Origin of the sequence: Streptomyces sp. F001, assembly GCF_004187715.1 — a bacterium.
Classification (GTDB): Bacteria; Actinomycetota; Actinomycetes; order Streptomycetales; family Streptomycetaceae; genus Streptomyces; species Streptomyces flavusporus.
This window is the reverse complement of record NZ_QZWF01000001.1, coordinates 905,228-924,754: the sequence shown is the minus strand read 5'-3', so window position 1 is coordinate 924,754 and position 19,527 is coordinate 905,228. Positions and strand designations below refer to the sequence as shown.

Annotated in this window: 19 protein-coding genes; 10 read left to right on the top strand and 9 right to left on the bottom strand. The window is 71.3% G+C overall.

The features are described 5' to 3' along the window. Positions 1-88: 88 nt before the first annotated feature. Positions 89-1,255, top strand: coding sequence for a family 10 glycosylhydrolase (locus tag StrepF001_RS04285; RefSeq protein WP_240797308.1), 1,167 nt, complete (start codon positions 89-91; stop codon positions 1,253-1,255). A 1-nt stretch (position 1,256) separates the two neighbouring features. Here the strand turns inward: StrepF001_RS04285 and StrepF001_RS04280 are convergent, their stop codons facing one another. After that, on the bottom strand, positions 1,257-1,454 hold the full coding sequence (locus StrepF001_RS04280) for a DUF1918 domain-containing protein (RefSeq protein WP_129796912.1): 198 nt from the start codon (positions 1,452-1,454) through the stop codon (positions 1,257-1,259). Positions 1,455-1,544: 90 nt separating this feature from the next. Next, a complete protein-coding gene (locus StrepF001_RS04275) occupies positions 1,545-2,459 on the bottom strand; it encodes a DMT family transporter (protein WP_129796911.1) in 915 nt (304 codons plus the stop codon). On the opposite strand from StrepF001_RS04275, the gene StrepF001_RS04270 reads away from it, so the two are divergent. Continuing rightward, positions 2,458-3,891 (top strand): PLP-dependent aminotransferase family protein, encoded by a 1,434-nt coding sequence (locus StrepF001_RS04270; protein ID WP_129796910.1) that lies wholly within the window; start codon positions 2,458-2,460, stop codon positions 3,889-3,891. The genes StrepF001_RS04275 and StrepF001_RS04270 overlap by 2 nt on opposite strands. Before the next feature lie 136 nt (positions 3,892-4,027). Continuing rightward, positions 4,028-4,621 (top strand): histidine phosphatase family protein, encoded by a 594-nt coding sequence (locus StrepF001_RS04265; RefSeq protein WP_129796909.1) that lies wholly within the window; start codon positions 4,028-4,030, stop codon positions 4,619-4,621. Here StrepF001_RS04265 and StrepF001_RS47240 read toward each other — a convergent pair. From StrepF001_RS47240 to StrepF001_RS04250, 3 genes are read right to left on the bottom strand one after another with little or no spacing between them, the layout of a single operon-like run. Then, positions 4,610-5,152 (bottom strand): hypothetical protein, encoded by a 543-nt coding sequence (locus StrepF001_RS47240; RefSeq protein WP_240797279.1) that lies wholly within the window; start codon positions 5,150-5,152, stop codon positions 4,610-4,612. The two genes, StrepF001_RS04265 and StrepF001_RS47240, sit on opposite strands and share 12 nt — an antisense overlap. Continuing rightward, on the bottom strand, positions 5,149-5,694 hold the full coding sequence (locus StrepF001_RS04255; RefSeq protein ID WP_129796908.1) for a hypothetical protein: 546 nt from the start codon (positions 5,692-5,694) through the stop codon (positions 5,149-5,151). Before StrepF001_RS04255 ends, StrepF001_RS47240 begins: the two co-directional genes overlap by 4 nt. 10 nt (positions 5,695-5,704) lie before the next feature. Then, positions 5,705-6,166 carry a DUF6314 family protein gene (locus StrepF001_RS04250; protein WP_129796907.1) on the bottom strand — a complete coding sequence of 154 codons (462 nt, stop codon included), beginning with the start codon at positions 6,164-6,166 and terminating at the stop codon, positions 5,705-5,707. A gap of 136 nt (positions 6,167-6,302) precedes the next feature. Here StrepF001_RS04250 and StrepF001_RS04245 point away from each other — a divergent pair, with 136 nt between their 5' ends. The 7 genes from StrepF001_RS04245 to StrepF001_RS04215 all read left to right on the top strand — a co-directional run bounded on the left by StrepF001_RS04245 (position 6,303) and on the right by StrepF001_RS04215 (position 15,142). After that, entirely contained in the window at positions 6,303-8,786 is a 2,484-nt protein-coding gene (locus tag StrepF001_RS04245) for an alpha-L-arabinofuranosidase C-terminal domain-containing protein (RefSeq protein ID WP_129796906.1), read from the top strand. Positions 8,787-8,892: 106 nt separating this feature from the next. Continuing rightward, entirely contained in the window at positions 8,893-10,239 is a 1,347-nt protein-coding gene (locus tag StrepF001_RS04240) for a VCBS repeat-containing protein (protein WP_129796905.1), read from the top strand. A gap of 81 nt (positions 10,240-10,320) precedes the next feature. Continuing rightward, positions 10,321-11,349, top strand: coding sequence for an N-acetyl-gamma-glutamyl-phosphate reductase (argC, locus tag StrepF001_RS04235; RefSeq protein ID WP_129796904.1), 1,029 nt, complete (start codon positions 10,321-10,323; stop codon positions 11,347-11,349). Next, positions 11,346-12,497 (top strand): bifunctional glutamate N-acetyltransferase/amino-acid acetyltransferase ArgJ, encoded by a 1,152-nt coding sequence (argJ, locus tag StrepF001_RS04230; protein WP_129796903.1) that lies wholly within the window; start codon positions 11,346-11,348, stop codon positions 12,495-12,497. The genes argC and argJ overlap by 4 nt, the downstream gene beginning before the upstream one ends. After that, entirely contained in the window at positions 12,494-13,402 is a 909-nt protein-coding gene (argB, locus tag StrepF001_RS04225; RefSeq protein WP_129796902.1) for an acetylglutamate kinase, read from the top strand. The genes argJ and argB overlap by 4 nt, the downstream gene beginning before the upstream one ends. Next, the gene (locus StrepF001_RS04220; RefSeq protein WP_129796901.1) at positions 13,399-14,598 is read left to right on the top strand and encodes an acetylornithine transaminase; all 1,200 of its coding nucleotides are present in this window, start codon (positions 13,399-13,401) and stop codon (positions 14,596-14,598) included. The genes argB and StrepF001_RS04220 overlap by 4 nt, the downstream gene beginning before the upstream one ends. Before the next feature lie 7 nt (positions 14,599-14,605). Next, positions 14,606-15,142 (top strand): arginine repressor, encoded by a 537-nt coding sequence (locus tag StrepF001_RS04215; protein WP_129796900.1) that lies wholly within the window; start codon positions 14,606-14,608, stop codon positions 15,140-15,142. Between the two features lie 218 nt (positions 15,143-15,360). Here the strand turns inward: StrepF001_RS04215 and StrepF001_RS04210 are convergent, their stop codons facing one another. The 4 genes from StrepF001_RS04210 to StrepF001_RS04195 all read right to left on the bottom strand — a co-directional run bounded on the left by StrepF001_RS04210 (position 15,361) and on the right by StrepF001_RS04195 (position 19,493). Then, entirely contained in the window at positions 15,361-16,176 is an 816-nt protein-coding gene (locus StrepF001_RS04210; RefSeq protein WP_129796899.1) for an FAD:protein FMN transferase, read from the bottom strand. Continuing rightward, on the bottom strand, positions 16,169-16,936 hold the full coding sequence (locus tag StrepF001_RS04205; RefSeq protein WP_129796898.1) for an FMN-binding protein: 768 nt from the start codon (positions 16,934-16,936) through the stop codon (positions 16,169-16,171). Before StrepF001_RS04205 ends, StrepF001_RS04210 begins: the two co-directional genes overlap by 8 nt. Positions 16,937-16,964: 28 nt before the next feature. Next, positions 16,965-18,347, bottom strand: a complete 1,383-nt coding sequence (locus StrepF001_RS04200; RefSeq protein ID WP_165396156.1) for a ferredoxin reductase family protein — start codon at positions 18,345-18,347, stop codon at positions 16,965-16,967. Between the two features lie 174 nt (positions 18,348-18,521). Then, positions 18,522-19,493 (bottom strand): aldo/keto reductase, encoded by a 972-nt coding sequence (locus StrepF001_RS04195; protein ID WP_129796897.1) that lies wholly within the window; start codon positions 19,491-19,493, stop codon positions 18,522-18,524. Between the last annotated feature and the right edge of the window lie 34 nt (positions 19,494-19,527).

The window sequence follows — 19,527 nt, the reverse complement described above, 5'->3', positions numbered from 1 at the left end:
GGCGCGGATCCGCAGCGTATGTGGGGTGCGTGTCGTGGGGCAGCTGTCTCGTCGGGCGTTTGCACTGGCCGCACTGTCGACCCTCGTGATGGCGCGAGAGGCGGGTGCGGCCCCTCGTCGGCCGCGCACCACCACCGAGATGCGCGGCATGTGGCTGGCGACCGTGAACAACCGTGACTGGCCCTCCGCCATGGGCCTGACCGTGAAGGAGCAGCGCGCCGAGTTGACCGCCCACCTGGACCGGGCGGTCCGGTGCGGGCTGAACACGGTGATCTTCCAGGTGCGGCCGACGGCCGACGCGCTGTGGCCCTCGCCGTACGAGCCCTGGTCGGAGTACCTCACCGGCACCCAGGGACAGCACCCCGGGTGGGATCCGCTCGGCACGGCGGTCGACGAGGCGCACGCCCGGGGCCTTGAGCTGCACGCCTGGTTCAACCCGCTGCGAGTGGCGATCCACACCGACCCGACCAGGCTCGTCGCCTCGCACCCGGCCCGCAAGAACCCGGACTGGGTGGTGGCCTACGGCGGCAGGCTCTACTACAACCCCGGGATTCCCGACGTACGTGCCTTCGTGCAGGAGGCGATGCTCGACGCCGTGGCCGGATACCCGGTCGACGCCGTCCACTTCGACGACTACTTCTACCCCTACCCGGTCGCCGGCCAGAGCTTCGACGACGACGAGGCCTACGACACCCACGGCGCGGCCTTCACGAACCGGGCCGACTGGAGGCGGGACAACATCGACCGGCTGGTGCGCGACACCGCGGCCGGCATCAGGGAGGTCCGCCCCGGCACGCGGTTCGGGATCAGCCCGTTCGGAGTGTGGCGCAACGCCGACACCGACCCGCTCGGCTCGGACACCCGGGCCGTGCAGACGTACGACGACCTGTACGCGGACACCCGCAAGTGGGTGCGTGAGAACTGGATCGACTACATCTGTCCCCAGCTGTACTGGCACATCGGCAACGCCGCCGCCGACTACGCCACTCTCGTGCCGTGGTGGGCGGAGACGGCACGGGGTACCGGCACACAGCTGTACGTGGGGGAGGCGCTGTACAAGGCCGGTGATCCGGTGCAGCACGAAGCCTGGCAGGACCCGGCCGAGCTGTCCCGGCACCTGACCTTCGCCCGCGAACACCCCGAGGTGCGCGGGCATGTCTTCTTCTCCGCCCGTGACGCGGCGGCCGACGCCCTCGGAGCGATGACGCGGGTGGTCGCCGACCACTATCAGCAGCCGGCGATTTCCCCGCGCTGAATCACTGCCCGGTGGTTTCCTTGTGCCGGATCTCGGTGTCGGGGCCCGGTGAGCACACGCCTTCGTGCCCGTCCTGGAACTTGACGCGGTACGGGGGGTTGCCCTCCTGACCCATCACTTCGACGATCTCGCCGACCTTGTCGTGTTGGCCGACCACCCTGCCGTGCTGGACAAGCTGGTCGCCCACGCTTGCGCGCATCTGGGGCCTCCTCACCATGTGCGGAGCAGCGGTCCGTACTTTCGAGTCTAGGGCGGGCGACGCCGGTCCGTACCGGTGCGTGCGCGCCGCTCAGCCTCGCGCCCGTTGCGTGACGGCGATGCAGACGAGCACGGCCGCAGCCGTCAGCGGCGCGGCCACGGGCAGGTGCTCGCCCAGCAGCAGCACCGACCACACCAGTGTGAGCAGCGGCTGGGCCAACTGCAACTGGCTGGCCTTGGGGATGCCGATGGCGGCCATGCCCCGGTACCAGACGACCAGGCCGAGGAACTGCGAGCCGGCCGCGACCCAGAGCACCCCGGTCACGCTGTGCGCGGTGAGCTGGACGGGCTCGTAGGCGAGGGCGAGCGCCGTGGCGGGCACGGTGAGCGGCAGACACAGCACCAGCGCCCAGCCGACCACCTGCCAGCCCGGCATGACCCGGGCCAGCCGCCCGCCCTCGGTGTAACCGGCCGCACACACCAGCAGCGCCGCGAACAGATACAGGTCGGCGGAGGTGAGGGCGCCGCCGCTCTGCTGCACGGTGAAGGCGACCACCGCCGTCGCGCCGGCCAGCGCCGCCGTCCAGAAGGTGCGCGAGGGACGGGTGCCGACGCGCAGGGCGGACAGCAGCGCGGTCGTCAGCGGCAGCAGGCCGACCACGACCGCGGCGTGCGCGGTGGTGGAGGTCTGCAGGGCGAGCGTGGTGAGCAGCGGGAAGCCGACGACGACCCCGGCGGCGACGACCGCGAGACCCGGCCAGTGCGACCGGGCGGGCAACGGCACGCGCAGTGCCAGCAGACAGCCGCCCGCGATGAGCGCTGCGAGCACACTGCGCACGGCGACCAGCGACCAGGGCCCGAAGCCTTCCAGGCCCCAGGCGGTGGCGGGGAAGGTGAGCGAGAAGGCGATGACGCCGAGAGCGGCCTGGAGGGTACCCGCGGAGGCCTTGGTGGGGCCGCTGACCGCTATCCTGGTCGGAGCAGTAGCGCTACTCTGTGTTCTCATGCAAGAGCGTAGCAGTGTCGGTGAACTGGCGGATCAGCTGCGGCGGGAGCTCGAGCGCTACTCGTACGGTGGAAAGCTCCCGTCCAGCCGGGCCCTGGTCGAGCGGTTCCGGGTGAGCCCGGTGACCGTCTCGCGTGCCCTCGCGCAACTGGCGGCCGAAGGTCTGGTCGTGACCCGGCCCGGCGCCGGAGCGTTCCGCGCCCGGCCGCGTGCCGAGGCCGCACCCGCCGGCGACACTTCCTGGCAGGAGGTCTCCCTCAGCGCGGACGGCGCCGCCGAGCTCGTACCGCGCTCGGTGGACGCCTCCGGCGTCCTGGTCTCACTCGCCGCCCCGCCGCCCGGCGTGATCGAGTTCAACGGCGGCTACCTGCATCCCTCCCTCCAGCCGGAGCGGGCGATGGCGGCGGCCCTGTCCCGGGCCGGGCGTCGGCCCGGTGCCTGGGGCAGGCCGCCCATGGAGGGGCTGCCGGAGCTGCGCGAGTGGTTCGCGCGCAGCATCGGCGGCGCGGTCACGGCGGCCGAGGTTCTGGTCACCTCCGGCGGACAGTCGGCGCTGACCATCGCCCTGCGCGCACTGGCGCCGCCCGGCGCGCCGGTGCTCGTGGAGTCGCCCACCTACCCCGGCATGCTGGCCATCGCGCGGGCGGCGGGCCTGCGTCCCGTACCGGTCCCGGTGGACCCGGACGGGGTGCGTCCCGCCCTTCTCGCCGACGCGTTCCGGGCCACCGGCGCCCGGGTGTTCGTCTGCCAGCCGCTCTTCCAGAACCCGACCGGCGCCGTACTCGCCCCCGACCGCCGCGCCGAGGTGCTGCGCATCGCCCGCGAGGCCGGGGCCTTCGTCGTCGAGGACGACTTCGTACGACGGCTCGTGCACGCCGACGCGCCGCCGCTGCCGCGTCCGCTCGCCGCCGACGATCCCGACGGAGTCGTCGTGCACGTCAGCTCGCTGACCAAGGCGACCTCACCCAGCTTCCGGGTGAGCGCCCTGGCCGCGCGCGGCCCGGTGCTGGAGCGGCTGCGTGCCATCCAGGTCGTCGACACCTTCTTCGTGCCCCGGCCCCTGCAGGAGGCCGCGCTGGAACTCGTCGGCTCGCCCGCCTGGCCGCGCCACCTGAGGACGGTCTCGATGGAGCTGAAGGGCCGGCGCGACGCGATGACGTCCGCGCTGCGGCTGCACCTGCCCGAACTCGCCCTGCCGCACATCCCGTCGGGCGGCTACCACCTCTGGCTCCGCCTGCCCGAGGGCACCGACGAATCGGCGTTCACCGCCGCCGCCCTCCGCGCGGGCGTCGCGATCACCCCCGGCCGCCCGTACTTCAGCGCCGAACCCCCGGCCGCACACCTGCGCCTGAGCTTCGCGGCGGTGGCCGGGACGGGGGAGATCGCCGAAGGGGTACGGCGGCTGCGGGCGGCCTGCGCCGAAGTCGGCTGACCGGATCAATGGATGGCGCTCTGTTTGTAGCGGGTTGCCCGGCTGATCCTGACCTGGAAGCAAGGTTTCGCATACCCTGGGTAACTCGAAGGTGACAGCTCTTGACCTGCGCACTTTCGCGAATCACGATCGCGGCATGCCACTTCGGGTCACGTTCGTCGCCGCGGCGCGCAGTTCCCCGCTGCTCGCGGAGCGCTTCGAGGACGACCGTCCGCTGGACCAGGCCGGCTGGGACGAGGTGCAGCGCGTCGCCCACGGTCTGGTGCCGCTGTCGGCGGCCGAGCTGCGCTACTGCTCGCCCACCCCGCGCAGCCGTGCCACCGGCGACGCCCTCGGGTACGCGCCGCTGGTGCAACTCGCCCTGCGCGACTGCGACATGGGCCGCTGGCGCGGGCTGACGCTCGGCGAGGCGATGGCCCGCGAGCCGGAGGCGGTGGACGCCTGGCTCGCGGATCCGCGCGGCACACCGCACGGCGGCGAGTCGCTGCTGGCGTTCATCACCCGGGTCGGCGGCTGGCTCGACACCCGGCCCGTGGAGGACGGCGGCCGGGTCGTAGCCGTGGCCGAGCCCTCGGTGATCCGCGCCGCCCTGGTGTACGCCCTGAAGGCGCCGCCCGCGACGTACTGGAACCTCGACGTCCGCCCGCTGTCGACCACGACCGTCACCGGCCGGGCGGGCCGCTGGAACCTGCGGTTCGACGGGGTGCCGACCCAGCCCTCACGGACGTAGAGGTGACGGGAGCCCGAAGTGCTTGACGAGGATCCGCATCGTGTGAGCGCCGTCCGCGTTGAACTCGGGGTCGGCGTCGTAGCGCGAGGTGTCCCGGCCGACGATCCCCGCGTCCAGCAGCTCGCGCACCAGCAGATCGGCCATGCCGCCGCCGCGCCGCGACTCGCGACGCCCTCCGACATTGAGATACAGCTGCTCGAACCCACCCCGGTTGTACGTGAACTGGAACGGGTGCTCGGGGCAGTGCGGGACCAGACAGCTCTGCCCGTGCGGGCAGGCGCACGCGGGCGTGGAGGCCAGGAACACGGTCTCCGCGCTGCCCTCGTAGCGGAAGCCGGTGATGTCGCGCGCCAGCGTCCATACGCTCCCGCCGTGCGGCACGGCGGGGGTGTCATGGGAGGCCCAGGCCCAGCCCGACGACTCGCCGGTGGCGGAGGCGGGCAGCCCGGCCTCGCCGAAGACGCCGGTCAGGGTGGGCAGGTCCATGCCCTTGCAGAAGGTGGCGAACGTGTTCGGGGCGAGCCATGTCAACGCGCCGTCACCTCCGCGGCCAGCGGCGGCGACGGCAGGTTGTAGAAGTCGGCGATCACCTTCATGAGCCGCTCCCGGTCGTCGCCGGCGTGCTCCCAGCCGGCGTGGTCGTCGTCGTCCGCGTGCGGGCAGTACGCGTCGGGGCCGATGAGGTTCGCGGCCAGGAGCTCGGGGGAGAGGTGGTCCGGGTCGTCGCCCACGCGCTGGCCCAGGTCCTCGAAGCTGAAGTGGAGGATCAGCCGGCCGTCGCGGTAATAGTCGAAGTCGGGCGGGAAGCCCTTGGGGCTGCACGGCTCTGTCACGATCACGACCAGCTCGGCGCCGTCCGGGCACACGCGTCGGTAGTCGATGGGGTCGTAGTCCTCGATGTCCGCGTTGAGCATGTCGTGCACCGCCCATATCCAGCCGTTCCCCTCACCGTGGTCGAGGGGATCGCGCGCCAGTTCGCGCAGGCCGCCGGTGAGGGCGTCGAGTGAAGTGCCCCGTGCGAAGACGACGTTCACCTCGTGGTGGCCGTAGGAGTCCTGGGTCCATTGGGTCATGCCGAGCACCTTAGAGGCGGGCACTGACAGTGGGTTCACGCGCGTAGTCGGTGGTGAGCACGAGGTCCTTCGCGGGCCCGCGCACCCGCCACACCGACCGCCAGCGGTTCTCGTCGAGGACGGTGAACTCGCCCCGGTACAGGTCGGCCGCACACGGGTGGTCGGCGAGGTGACGGCCCGCGGTCAGGTCCAGGTCGTGGAAGGGCCGGCCGTCGGCGAAGCGGACGTCCGCCGTGCCGGGCGAACTCCCGGGCAGGAAGCGCAGTGTCCGCTCGGCGGGCCGGGCCGCTCCCTGCCAGACGAAAGTGCCGGACTCCTCGTGCAGCAGCCCGCCGCTCTCCAGCGGGCTGAAAAGAGTCGTCCCGGTGAACTCGCCCCGCTCACCGCTCGCGAGATCCCGCACCGAGCGCTCCACCCGCCAGTGCCCGGCCAGATACGCCAGCACATCCGGTACTGGCCAGAACTCGCCCATCCCGTCCCGCTCTCCGTCCCGCCCGTCGCTGCGCGATCCATTGACGCCACTGCGCCCCCTCCCTATCTTGCCGTTCGAAGTGCTGACCAATGTCCGATATATCGAACAGCTCCCATCGTCGAGCCGCGGAGTATCCATGTCACGCACCACGTGCACCCGCTGGAGACTCGGTCTCACCGCGACCGCCCTCCTGACGGCCTTCGCCCTCGTGCCCGCCCCCGCGCACGCCGAGGCCGTCACCGACTACGAGATCACCGTCGACCCGGCCGGGACCGGCGCCGAGATCGACGACACGATGTACGGCGTCTTCTTCGAGGACATCAACCGGGCCGCGGACGGCGGCCTGTACGCCGAACTCGTGCAGAACCGGTCCTTCGAGTACTCCACCGCCGACCACTCCTCCTACACCCCCCTGACCTCCTGGACGGTCGGCGGCACGGCGCAGGTCCGCAGCGACGACGGCCGGCTCAACGAGCGCAACCGCAACTACCTCTCCCTGGAGGCCGGTTCGTCCGTGACGAACGCCGGCTACAACACCGGGATCCGGCTGGAGAAGGGCAAGAGGTACGACTTCTCCGTCTGGGCGCGCGCTGCGGCCGGCACCACCCTCACCGTGTCCCTGAAGGACGCCGCCGGCGAACTGGCGAGCGCCCGCCAGGTGGCCGCCAAGGGTGGCTGGAAGAAGTACACCGCCGCCTTCACCGCGACCCGCACCAGCAGCCGCGGCCGCCTCACCGTCGCCGCCACCGACGCCGCAGCCCTCGACATGGTGTCGCTGTTCCCACGCGACACCTACAAGAACCAGCCGAACGGCCTGCGCAAGGACCTCGCCGAGAAGATCGAGGCCCTCGACCCCGCCTTCGTCCGCTTCCCGGGCGGCTGTCTGGTCAACACCGGCTCCATGCAGGACTACAGCGAGGCCTCCGGCTGGCAGCGCAAGCGGTCCTACCAGTGGAAGGACACCATCGGCCCGGTCGAGGAGCGTGCCACCAACGCCAACTTCTGGGGCTACAACCAGAGTTACGGCCTCGGTTACTACGAGTACTTCCGCTTCTCCGAGGACATCGGCGCCATGCCGCTGCCCGTCGTCCCGGCCCTGGTCACCGGATGCGGCCAGAACCGCGCCACCGACGACGAGGCGCTGCTCCAGCGGCACATCCAGGACACTCTCGACCTCATCGAGTTCGCCAACGGTCCCGTGACCAGCACCTGGGGCAAGAAGCGCGCCGAGATGGGCCACCCCAGGCCCTTCCGCCTCACCCATCTCGCGGTCGGCAACGAGGAGAACCTGCCGAACGAGTTCTTCGCCCGCTTCCAGAAGTTCCGCGCGGCGATCGAGGCGAAGTACCCGGACATCACCGTCATCTCCAACTCGGGCCCGGACGACACGGGGGCGACCTTCGACACCGCCTGGAAGCTCAACCGCGAGGCGAACGTCGACATGGTCGACGAGCACTACTACAACAGCCCGCAGTGGTTCCTGCAGAACAACGACCGCTACGACAGCTACGACAGGAACGGCCCCAAGGTCTTCCTCGGCGAGTACGCCTCCCAGGGCAACGCCTGGGAGAACGCCCTCGCGGAGGCCGCCTACATGACCGGCCTGGAGCGCAACGCCGACATCGTCAAGCTCGCCTCGTACGCCCCGCTGCTCGCCAACGAGGACTACGTGCAGTGGCGCCCCGACATGATCTGGTTCAACAACCACGCCTCCTGGAACTCGGCCAACTACGAGGTCCAGAAGCTGTTCATGAACAACGTCGGTGACCGCGTCGTCCCGTCCACCGCGACCGGCACCCCCACCGTCAGCGGCCCGATCACCGGCGCCGTCGGCCTGTCGACCTGGGCGACCAGTGCGGCGTACGACGATGTGAAGGTGACGGCGGCGGACGGAACCTCGTTGCTGAGCGACGACTTCTCCGGCGACGCCTCGAAGTGGACGCACAACGGCACGGGCAGCTGGACCATCCAGGACGGCACCTACGTCCAGAGCGACGAGGCCGCCGAGAACACCATGGTCACGGCGGGCGACCCGAGCTGGCACGACTACGACCTGCATGTGAAGGCCACCAAGAAGTCCGGCAAGGAGGGCTTCCTGGTCGCCTTCGGGGTCAAGGACACCGGCAACTACTACTGGTGGAACCTGGGCGGCTGGAACAACACCCAGTCCGCCGTCGAACAGGCCTCGGACGGCGGCAAGTCGACGCTGATCTCCAAGGCCGGGTCGATCGAGACGGGCCGCGCCTACGACATCGACGTCAAGGTGCGGGGCCGCCAGGTCACCCTCTACCTCGACGGCCAGAAGTGGGGCAGCTTCACCGACGACAAGCCGGCCGAGCCGTTCCGCCAGGTCGTCACCAAGGACGCGGCGACCGGTGACCTGATCGTCAAGGTCGTCAACGCCCAGTCCGCGGATGCCCGTACGGCCATCGACCTCGGCGGCGCGAAGGTCGCGTCCCGGGCCCGGGTGACCACTCTGGCGGGCGAGCCGGACGCAGTGAACACCGAGACGAACACCCCTGTCACGCCGGTGACGTCGACCGTGTCGGGGGTCGCCTCGAAGTTCGAGTACACCTTCCCGGCGAACTCGGTCACCTTCCTGCGGATCAAGCAGAGGTAGTTCTCGCCCACGTACAACCTCGTGGTTCACCTGCGGGTCGTACCGGAGACGGCGGGCGTTCGCATGGACGTCCGCCGTCTCCGGAACGGTGAGCGGAGGTCGGCGAGTGAAGCGTGCGCGGCGGACAGCGGTGGTGGGCACGGTGACGGTGGTCGCGGCGGCGTTGATCGGGCCCTCCGCACCCGCGGGCTCGTCCACCGCCCCCCGGGTGCACGCAGTGGACTTCGACGCGGACGGCTACGAGGACGTCGTGATCCCCCAGGAGTTCGGCACCGTGGACGGCGAGCGGTCCGCCGGATACGTCGGCGTGGTGTACGGCTCGGCGACCGCCCGGAAGCCGCGCACCCAGGTGATCTCGCGGAACTCACCCGGAGTGCCGGGCCGGGCGGAGCCGGACGGCAGCTTCGGTTGGGACACGACCCCGGGCGACCTGGACCGCGACGGTTACACCGACCTCGTCGTGAGCGGGGGCCCCGGCCCGACGGTGCTGTGGGGCGGACCGCGCGGCCTGTCCGGCGGTACCGCGATCGACGTGGGCGGCGGACGCATGGTCACGGGCGACTTCGACGGGGACGGCCACCTGGATCTCGCGTCCCAGGAGACGGTCGCCCACGGACCGATCACCCGGCGGGGCGGGGCGGCGCGCACGACCGAGATCACCCTGAAGACCCGCGAGCACCCTGTGGACGAGGACGAACTCGAGGTGTGGGAGACGTTCGACCTCGCGGCCGGTGACGTGAACGGCGACGGCATCGACGATCTCCTGGCCACAGCCTGGGTCGACTACGACGGCGAAATGGTGGGCACGCCGTTCCTCCTGTATCTCAGGGGTACGCCCGACGGCCTTGCCGAGCCGAAGACCGTGAAGAAGACCGCGGGCAAGGACCTGCGGGCCGGTCAGGAACTCGCCACCGGAGACCTGGACGGGGACGGGATCGACGACGTCCTGTTCGGGGACGTGTACGACGTGGACGGCGGCCATGTGGGCGTGGTGCCCGGCAGCGCGTCCGGCCCCGACGGCGGCGACGCGACAGTCATCCGTCCCAGGGCGCCGAGAGGGGGCGAGGACATGGACTTCGGCTTCGCCCTCGCCCTCGGGGACGCCGACGGTGACGGTGACCTCGACGCGGCGATCGGATCTCCCCGGGCCCAGATGGACAAGCGGACGCTCCAGGGCCGGGTGGTCGTGCTCAAGCAGGACCGGTCCGGCGGGCTGACCGGGAAGGACGCCCAGGCGTTCGACCGCGCGGCCTGCGATCTGCCGGCCGAGGGCTCGGACGTCCACCGCTTCGCTTCGGGCGCCCGGCTCGCCGATCTGAACGGCGACGGCCGGGCGGAGCTCCTCACCAGCTGGATCTTCGGCAACCGGATCCGCGGGTACTGCGTACTCCCCGGCACCTCGGGCGGCCCGGCCGGAGCCGCCCCCTACTTCATCGCGGCGCCGAAGCGCTGACCCCCTCAGGGGCAAGCGCCGATGTGGATTGCATAAACGTGCAGCGATACGTATAGTCATGCCATCAAGGAGGAGGATGACATGGCGGTACGTGCGGCGGTGGCCGGAGCGAGCGGATACGCGGGCGGAGAGCTCCTGCGTCTGCTCCTGGCACATCCGCAGGTCGAGATCGGCGCCCTGACCGGCAACTCCAACGCGGGTCAGCGGCTCGGCGCGCTCCAGCCGCACCTACTGCCGCTGGCCGACCGCGTCCTGGAGCCGACCACCGCCGAGGCGCTCGCCGGGCACCACGTCGTCTTCCTCGCCCTGCCGCACGGCCAGTCCGCCGCCGTCGCCGAGCAGCTCGGCCCGGACACGCTCGTCGTCGACATGGGAGCCGACTTCCGGCTCAAGGATCCGGCCGACTGGGAGAAGTTCTACGGCTCCCCGCACGCCGGCACCTGGCCGTACGGCCTGCCCGAACTGCCGGGTGCCCGCGCCGCGCTGGAGGGGTCCAAGCGTGTCGCGGTGCCCGGTTGCTACCCCACCGCCGTCTCCCTCGCCCTCTTCCCGGCCTACGCCGCCTCCCTCGCCGAGCCCGAAGCCGTGATCGTCGCCGCCTCCGGCACCTCCGGCGCGGGCAAGGCACCCAAGCCCCATCTGCTGGGCAGCGAGGTCATGGGCTCCATGACGCCGTACGGCGTCGGCGGCGGCCACCGGCACACGCCCGAGATGAGCCAGAACCTCTCCGCGGCCGCGGGGGAGCAGGTCTCCGTCTCCTTCACCCCCACCCTCGCGCCGATGCCCCGCGGCATCCTCGCCACCTGCACCGCGAAGGCGAAGCCCGGGGTCACCGCCGAATCCGTGCGCGCCGCCTACGAGAAGGCCTTCGCCGACGAGCCGTTCGTCCATCTGCTCCCCGAGGGCCAGTGGCCCGCCACGGCGTCCGTCTACGGTTCCAACGCCGTTCAGGTGCAGGTCGCGTACGACGAGGCCGCCGGACGGATCATCGCGATCAGCGCCATCGACAACCTGACCAAGGGCACCGCCGGCGGTGCCGTACAGAGCATGAACATCGCCCTGGGGCTCGACGAGACCACCGGGCTGACCACGATCGGAGTTGCGCCGTGAGCGTGACGGCAGCCAAGGGATTCACCGCGGCGGGCATCGCCGCCGGGATCAAGGAGAACGGCAACCCTGACCTGGCCCTCGTGGTCAACAACGGCCCGCGCCGCGCCGCCGCGGGCGTCTTCACCTCCAACCGTGTGAAGGCAGCGCCGGTCCTCTGGTCCGAGCAGGTCCTCAAGAGCGGCGAGGTCTCCGCGGTCGTCCTCAACTCCGGTGGCGCCAATGCCTGTACGGGGCCGAAGGGCTTCCAGGACACGCACGCCACCGCCGAGAAGGTCGCCGAGGTGCTCGGCCGCGGCGCGATCGAGGTCGCCGTCTGCTCCACCGGCCTCATCGGTGTGCTGCTGCCCATGGACAAGCTGCTCCCGGGCGTCGAGACCGCCGCGGCGCAGCTCTCCGAGCACGGCGGCGAGAAGGCCGCCATCGCCATCAAGACCACCGACACCGTGCACAAGACGGCCGTCGTGACCAAGGACGGCTGGACCGTCGGCGGGATGGCGAAGGGTGCCGGCATGCTCGCGCCGGGCCTGGCGACCATGCTGGTCGTCCTCACCACGGACGCCGTGGTGGACAACGACGTACTGGACAAGGCGCTCAGGGCAGCCACCCGGACCACCTTCGACCGCGTCGACTCCGACGGCTGCATGTCCACCAACGACACCGTGCTGCTGCTCGCCTCCGGCGCGGCCGAGGTCACCCCGGCCTACGAGGAGTTCGCCGAGGCCGTACGGGCCGTCTGCGACGACCTCGGGCAACAGCTCATCCGGGATGCCGAGGGCGCCAGCAAGGACATCAAGATCGAGGTCGTGGGCGCGGCGACCGAGGACGACGCCGTCGAGGTGGGGCGTTCCATCGCCCGCAACAACCTCCTGAAGTGCGCCATCCACGGTGAGGACCCCAACTGGGGCCGGGTGCTCTCGGCGATCGGCACCACGCAGGCCGCCTTCGAGCCCGACCAGCTCAACGTCGCCATCAACGGCGTCTGGGTCTGCAAGAACGGTGGCGTCGGCGAGGACCGCGAGAAGGTCGACATGCGCTACCGCGAGGTGCACATCGTCGCCGACCTCGCGGCGGGCGCCGAGACCGCCACCATCTGGACCAACGACCTGACCGCCGACTACGTCCACGAGAACAGCGCCTACTCGTCATGAGCACTACGCGTAAGCACACCGCACTGCCCAAGGCCCAGATCCTCATCGAGGCGCTGCCCTGGCTGGTCCGGCACAACGGCAAGATCGTCGTCATCAAGTTCGGCGGCAACGCCATGATCGACGAGGACCTGAAGGCCGCGTTCGCGCAGGACGTGGTGTTCCTCCACCACGCCGGCCTCAAGCCGGTCGTCGTGCACGGCGGCGGCCCGCAGATCAGCGCCGCCCTCGACAAGCACGGCATCGTCAGCGAGTTCAAGGCGGGCCTGCGCGTCACCACCGAGGACGCCATGGACGTCGTACGCATGGTGCTGGCCGGACAGGTGCAGCGGGAGCTGGTCGGGCTGCTCAACCAGCACGGCCCGCTCGCCGTCGGCCTCACCGGCGAGGATGCGCACACCATCACCGCCACCAAGCACCAGCCCGAGATCGACGGCGAGTTGGTCGACATCGGGCGGGTCGGCGAGATCACCGAGATCGACACGGGCGCGATCGAGGCACTGCTCGCCGACGGCCGCATCCCGGTCGTCTCCTCGATCGCCCGCTCCCAGGACGACGGACATGTCTACAACGTCAATGCTGATACGGCGGCTGCGGCACTCGCTGCTGCGCTGGGCGCCGAGACCCTCATGGTCCTCACCGACGTCGAGGGCCTCTACGAGGACTGGCCCAACAGCGACGAGGTGATCAGCCGCCTCACCGCTTCCCAACTGGAGAAGCTGCTGCCGGAGTTGTCCTCCGGCATGGTGCCGAAGATGGAGGGCTGTCTGCACGCCGTACGGGGCGGCGTGAACACCGCCCGCGTCATCGACGGCCGGGTCCAGCACTCGATCCTGCTGGAGATCTTCACCGACGAGGGCATCGGCACGATGGTCGTGCCCGACGAGCAAGAGGGGGATGCCGAATGAGCGCCAACCAGGAACTGACCGCGCGCTGGCAGGGCGCGCTCATGAACAACTACGGCACCCCGCGACTGCCCCTCGTCCGCGGCGAGGGCGCGAAGCTGTGGGACGCCGACGGCAAGGAGTACGTCGACTACGTCGGCGGCATCGCGGTCAACGCCCTCGGCCACGCCCACCCCGGGGTCGTCGAGGCGGTGAGCCGCCAGATCGCCTCGCTCGGCCACGTCTCCAACCTGTTCGTCGCCGAACCGCCCGTCGCGCTCGCCGAGCGGCTCCTGGAGCTCTTCGGCCGGGACGGCAAGGTCTACTTCTGCAACTCCGGGGCCGAGGCCAACGAGGGCGCCTTCAAGATCGGCCGGCTGACCGGGCGTACCCACATGGTCGCCACCCAGGGCGGCTTCCACGGCCGCACCATGGGCGCCCTCGCGCTCACCGGCCAGCCCGCCAAGCAGGAGCCGTTCCTGCCGCTGCCCGGTGACGTCACCCACGTCCCGTACGGCGACGCGCAGGCGCTGGCCGCCGCGGTCACCGAGGAGACGGCACTGGTCGTCATCGAGCCGGTCCAGGGCGAGAACGGTGTCGTCGTCCCGCCCGCCGGCTATCTGAAGGCGGCCCGCGCGATCACGGCCGCCACCGGATCGCTGCTGGTCCTGGACGAGGTGCAGACCGGCATCGGCCGCACCGGCCACTGGTTCGAGTACCAGGCCCACGAGGGCGTCCTGCCCGATGTCGTCACGCTCGCCAAGGGGCTCGGCGGCGGGCTGCCGCTCGGCGCCACCGTCGCCTTCGGCCGGGCCGCCGAACTGCTGCAGCCCGGTCACCACGGCACGACCTTCGGCGGCAACCCGGTCGCCTGCGCCGCCGGACTCGCCGTCCTCGACGCCATCGCGAACGAGGGCCTGCTGGAGAACGTCAAGCGGCAGAGCGAGAAACTGCGGGACGGAATCGAGTCCCTGGGCCACCCGCTGGTCGGCCATGTCCGGGGTGCGGGCCTGCTCCTGGGTATGGTGCTCACCAAGCCGCTCGCACCGCAGGTGCAGCAGGCGGCTCAGGACGCCGGATTCCTGGTCAACGCGCCCGCCCCCGATGTCGTACGGCTCATGCCGCCGCTGAACCTCGGCGACGACGAAGTGGCGGCGCTTCTCCAGGCGTTGCCCGGCATCCTCGACGCAAGCCACGGGGACGGACGAGCCGGAGAATGAGACGACGATGAGCCACGCGCAGGACCACGGGCACGCAGGGCCTGCCGTGCCGCAGACCCGCACCGCACGCCACCGCCGGATCGTGGACATCCTCAACCGGCAACCGGTGCGCTCCCAGAGCCAGTTGGCGAAGCTTCTCGCCGACGACGGGCTGACCGTCACCCAGGCGACGCTCTCCCGGGACCTGGACGAGCTGAACGCGGTGAAGATCCGCAACACCGACGGCGACCTGATCTACGCGGTGCCCAGCGAGGGCGGTTTCCGCACCCCGCGGGCGCCGCTGGGGGAGTCGGCGAAGGAGGAGCGGATGCGGCGGCTGTCGCAGGAGCTGCTGATCTCCGCGGAGGCCTCCGCCAACCTCGTGGTCCTGCGCACCCCGCCCGGCGCCGCGCAGTTCCTGGCCTCGGCCATCGACCAGGCCGAACTGCACGACATCCTGGGCACGATCGCCGGTGACGACACCCTGCTGCTGATCAGCCGGCAGCCGGACGGCGGGCAGGCACTCGCCGAGCACCTGCTGCGGCTGGCCCAGAACGGCCACTGAGGTAGTGGGGCGGTGGATTACCGGGTGCGGGTGAGTGGGGGCTGGTCGCGCCCACGGTGGGGGTCCCCCCGCTCGAGCGAAGCCGAGAGTGGGGGAGGAGCCGCATATCAGACACAGCCCCGCGCCCCTGAACGCCGGACCACTCCCGCAGGTGACCAGCTCCGCGCCCAGCTGCGGGCGGCGCCCCGTCAGCACCGGCCTGCGCGACCACCCGCCCCTCAGCAACAGCGCCGGTCAACCCAGCCGCGCCGCCAACCCCCAGTACACCGCACCTCGTCGCCCGCCGTGATCAGCAGGGCCTCCACGTCCGGCAGCGACTCCAGCCACGCCAGCCCCTCCCGCGAGCCCATCGCGAAGGCCGCCGTGGCCCAGCAGTCCGCCCAGGTCAGCCGGGGCGCCACCACGGTCACGGCGACGAGGTCCGTCACCGCGGACTTCCCCGTCCGCGGGTCGACGATGTGGGCGCCGCGTTCGGCGGTGCCGGACGTGGCCACGGCGAGCTCGTCCAGTCCGGCGGCGGAGATCACCGCCGCCAGCCCGCCCGGCCGCAGCGGGTCCGAGACGCCGACCCGCCAGGGCCGCTGCGTGCCGGGTGCGCCGAGCAGCTGGACGTCACCGCCGCCGTTGACGCTCACCCCGCTCACCCCGGCCGCCGCCAGCCGCCGGGCCGCCCGCTCGACGGCCCAGCCCTTGACGATCCCGGTCGGATCGAGCCGTCCCTCGTACGACATGCTGAACCAGCCCTCGCTGATCCGCTCCGCCTCGGCGCCGAGCTCCAGCACCTCGGCGACGTCGGGATCGCACTCCTCGACGGTCACCGCGCCGCGGGCCAGCCGTGAGACCTGACTGTCCTCGCGGTAGGTGCTGAACACCTCGTCGACCCGGTGGAGTCCGGCGATCGCCTCGTCGAGGGCCGCCCGGACCGTGCCGGGATCCCCGCCGCGGACGTCGAAGGAGAAGACGGTCCCCATCGTCTCCTCCGCCCGGCGTACCGCGGCGGGAGCCTGTGCGGGTTCGGTCACCGGCTCAGCCACCGGCCTGGTCCAGGGCCGACTGCAGGGACTGCTGGTAACCGGTGCTGGTGTACGTGGCTCCGGACACGGCGTCGATGTCGGCGCTGCCTGCGGCCACGGCCGCCTGGTTGAGCTGGGGCACGGCGTCTGCGGTGATCTGGCTGCTGCGGCCACCGCTGGGTGCCTGCACCGCCTCGGCCTGGGTGACCTTCCCGCCGCTGACGGTGACCCGGACCTGGACCGGCCCGTACTGGGTCTGGGCGACCTCGCCGGTCACCGTACGGGCCTGGGCGCTGCCCGAGCCCTGGTCGGCAGCCCCGCCGCCTCCCGCCTGGACCTGGTCCAGGGCGGACTGGAGGGACTGCTTGTAGCCGGTGCTGGTGTAGGTGGCTCCGGACACCGCGTCGATCTCGGCGCTGCCTGCGGTGACGGTGGCCTGGTTGAGCTGGGGTACGGCGTCTGCGGTGATCTGGGTGCTGCGGCCGCCGCTGGGTGCCTGCACCGCCTCGGCCTGGGTGATCTTCCCGTTGCTCACGGTCAGCCGTACCTGCACCGGCCCGTACTGGGTCTGGGCGACCTCGCCGGTGACCGTGCCGCTGCCGGCGGCCTGGGCGCCGCCCTGGGGTGACTGTCCCGCCGCCGCGGCGGGCGGTGCCGCACCGCCCGCCGCGGACGCGGAGCCGGGGTCGGACGCCGGCTTCAGCGTCAGCAGCAGCACGATGCCGGACACGGTGGCGGCGGTGGCGAGCACGGCACGCCGAACGGGATGGCTCTTCTTCATGGTTGCCGGTCTCCTGATGACCCGTCGCTCACATCTCGAACGACTCGTGATGGATACGGCGGGCGGGAACCCCCGCGCCGCGCAGTGCTTCGTACACGGACTGCGCGAAGCCGGGCGGCCCGCACAGAAAAACGTCATGCCGGTCGATGTCCGGGATCTTCCGCTGCAGGGACTCCGCGGAGATGTCCGGGCGTGCCCCGTCCGGGCTGTTGACCGCGTACATCAGCCGGGCGCCCCGCTCGTCGGCGATGGCGGCCAGCTCGTTCCACAGGGCCAGGTCCTGGGTGCTGTTGGCCCGGTACAGCAGGGTGAGGTCGCCGGCCGCGCCGGGCAGCGTCTCGAACAGCGCCCGCATCGGGGTGATGCCGACACCGCCGGCCACCAGCAGCACCTTGCCGCGGCTGCGCCGGGACGCGGTCAGTGCGCCGTACGGTCCCTCGGCCCACACCCGGGTACCGGGCCGCAGCTCGCGCAGCCGGGTGCTGTGGTCGCCGATCGCCTTCACGGTGATCCGCAGCATGTCGGGGCGGGGCGCCGCCGACAGCGAGTACGGGTGGGAGCTGAACCGCATGCCCGGCGCCATGAACCGCCAGCGGAAGAACTGCCCGGCCTCCGCACCCATCCGGTGCAGCTTCCGCCCGCCGATCAGCACCGACACGATCCCGGGTGTCTCCTCGATCACGGCCTCGACCCGCATCCGGTGCTTCAGGTTGAGCCGGATCGGGGTGAGGATCCGGTACCAGATCACGAGCGCGGTGACCGACCCGTAGAGCCCGTACCAGAAGGTCTTGGCGAGGGGTTCGACGGCGAACTCGTTGCCGGTGCTGATCTGGTGCCAGAACGTCAGGAACACCGCCGCGTACGTCATCAGGTGCACGTGGTACCAGGTGTCGTACGGCATCCTGCGGCGGATCCCGCCGATCGAGACCAGGCCGATCAGCAGCAGCAGTCCGGTGCCGATGGCGGCCTTGCCCATGTCCGGCAGCTGGGTGACGGAGTCGACCGTCTGCTGGACGATGTCGCCGAGCCCCTTGCCGGCCTGCAGGGCGTAGCCCCACATGATCAGGAAGATATGGGCGAGGACCAGGCAGAGGGTGTAGCGGCCGGTCATCGCATGCCAGCGGGCGACCCGGTCGGAGCCCACCCGCCGTTCCAGGGCGGGCACCCGGGCCATCTGCAGGACCACGAGCGCCATGAGATATCCGGCGAGCAGACCGGTGATCCGGCCCGCGGCCAGGATCTGACCGGTCCGGTCGGCGATGGACGGAGTGTTGTCCCACCACAGCCACAGCACCCCGGCCGCGCCCGCCCACAGGGCGAGCAGCAGCGGGACGGCGGGGGAGCGGCGCGGGCGGATACGGCGCATCGTCTGACGCCGGGCGGCACGGCCGCCTGCGAGCGTGGTGGTCACTGTTCCTCCGGGGACGGGGGCAACGGGTGTGTCGTAGTCCCTTGGCCCAGAGATACGTGCGGCAGTGGACGTGTGTTCAGCGGGATCCTTGCGAGGGATCCCGGGGCGTTTACGTCCGGCAGGAAACGGATCCTGAGGTGAGCGGTGCGGAGCACCGCGGTGTACAGGTCGGGCTCAGTGCCAGGGCAGCTGTCCGCGCCGCTCCCAGTACGTCTGCGGCTCCTCGACGAGCGCGGCAAGACGGGTCAGCTGGTCGTCGTCCAGGTCGACGGCGGCGGCGTGCAGGTTGGAGGCGAGCTGGGTGACGGTCGCCGCGCCGGAGAGGACGACGCCGGCCCAGGGCCGGCGCAGGATCAGGGCGAGAGCGACGGCGTCGCAGCCGAGCGAGGTCTCTTCTGCTACGGCCTTCAGCGCGTCCGGCGCATACGGCTCAGCGAGCCGGCCATTGGCCATGGCCTCCTTGACGATCACCGTGAGGCCGGCGTCGTGGGCCTCGGCGAGGGCGGAGGCGGCGGACGTCTCGAGGGCGTTGTACGTCGACTGCACGGTACGGAAGAGGGATTCGCCGTCGACCGTCACTTCCAGCGCCGCCCTGATCGCGTCGGCCTGCGCGGGCCCGCTGGTGGAGAAGCCGATGGTGAGGCCCTCGGCGGCGGCCTCGGCCAGCCTGGCGTGCAGGTACTTGTCGGTGAGGGCCGGGCTGTCCGGGGTCACCGAGTGGATCTGGTAGAGGTCGAGGCGGTCGCCGAGCAGCTCGGCGCTCTCGGCGCGCTGCCGCTCGAAGGTGGCGACGCTGTGGTCCTTGACCTCGTGTTGTTCGGCGTCGGTGGTCCACCCGGCGGTGTAGGTGTAGCCCCACTTGCTGCCGACGACGATGTCGTCGATCTCGGGGTGGGCGTTCAGCCAGCCGGCGAGGAACTCCTCGGAGCGGCCGTAGGAACGGGCGACGTCGAAGTAGCGGACGCCCTGGGCGTAGGCGGCGTCCAGGAGCTCGTGCGTCCGCTCGCGCAGGGCCTCGACACTGCGGTCGGCGGGGAGGTCCTGCTCGCGGCCGAGGTTGATGTAACCGGGGCGGCCGACGGCGGCGAGGCCCAGGCCGATGTGGCAGGTGGGAGTCGTTGCCGAGGCCAGTCGGGCGAAGGGCATCGCGGGCTCCGTTCAGTCGCTCCATACGGCGTGC

Coding starts and splice junctions, on each gene's coding strand:
- StrepF001_RS04285 (WP_240797308.1), top strand. CDS start 89: ATGGCGCGAGAGGCGGGTGCGGCCCCTCGTCGGCCGCGCACCACCACC.
- StrepF001_RS04280 (WP_129796912.1), bottom strand. CDS start 1,454: ATGCGCGCAAGCGTGGGCGACCAGCTTGTCCAGCACGGCAGGGTGGTC.
- StrepF001_RS04270 (WP_129796910.1), top strand. CDS start 2,458: ATGCAAGAGCGTAGCAGTGTCGGTGAACTGGCGGATCAGCTGCGGCGG.
- StrepF001_RS04275 (WP_129796911.1), bottom strand. CDS start 2,459: ATGAGAACACAGAGTAGCGCTACTGCTCCGACCAGGATAGCGGTCAGC.
- StrepF001_RS04265 (WP_129796909.1), top strand. CDS start 4,028: ATGCCACTTCGGGTCACGTTCGTCGCCGCGGCGCGCAGTTCCCCGCTG.
- StrepF001_RS04255 (WP_129796908.1), bottom strand. CDS start 5,694: ATGACCCAATGGACCCAGGACTCCTACGGCCACCACGAGGTGAACGTC.
- StrepF001_RS04250 (WP_129796907.1), bottom strand. CDS start 6,166: ATGGGCGAGTTCTGGCCAGTACCGGATGTGCTGGCGTATCTGGCCGGG.
- StrepF001_RS04245 (WP_129796906.1), top strand. CDS start 6,303: ATGTCACGCACCACGTGCACCCGCTGGAGACTCGGTCTCACCGCGACC.
- argC (WP_129796904.1), top strand. CDS start 10,321: ATGGCGGTACGTGCGGCGGTGGCCGGAGCGAGCGGATACGCGGGCGGA.
- argB (WP_129796902.1), top strand. CDS start 12,494: ATGAGCACTACGCGTAAGCACACCGCACTGCCCAAGGCCCAGATCCTC.
- StrepF001_RS04220 (WP_129796901.1), top strand. CDS start 13,399: ATGAGCGCCAACCAGGAACTGACCGCGCGCTGGCAGGGCGCGCTCATG.
- StrepF001_RS04215 (WP_129796900.1), top strand. CDS start 14,606: ATGAGCCACGCGCAGGACCACGGGCACGCAGGGCCTGCCGTGCCGCAG.
- StrepF001_RS04205 (WP_129796898.1), bottom strand. CDS start 16,936: ATGAAGAAGAGCCATCCCGTTCGGCGTGCCGTGCTCGCCACCGCCGCC.
- StrepF001_RS04195 (WP_129796897.1), bottom strand. CDS start 19,493: ATGCCCTTCGCCCGACTGGCCTCGGCAACGACTCCCACCTGCCACATC.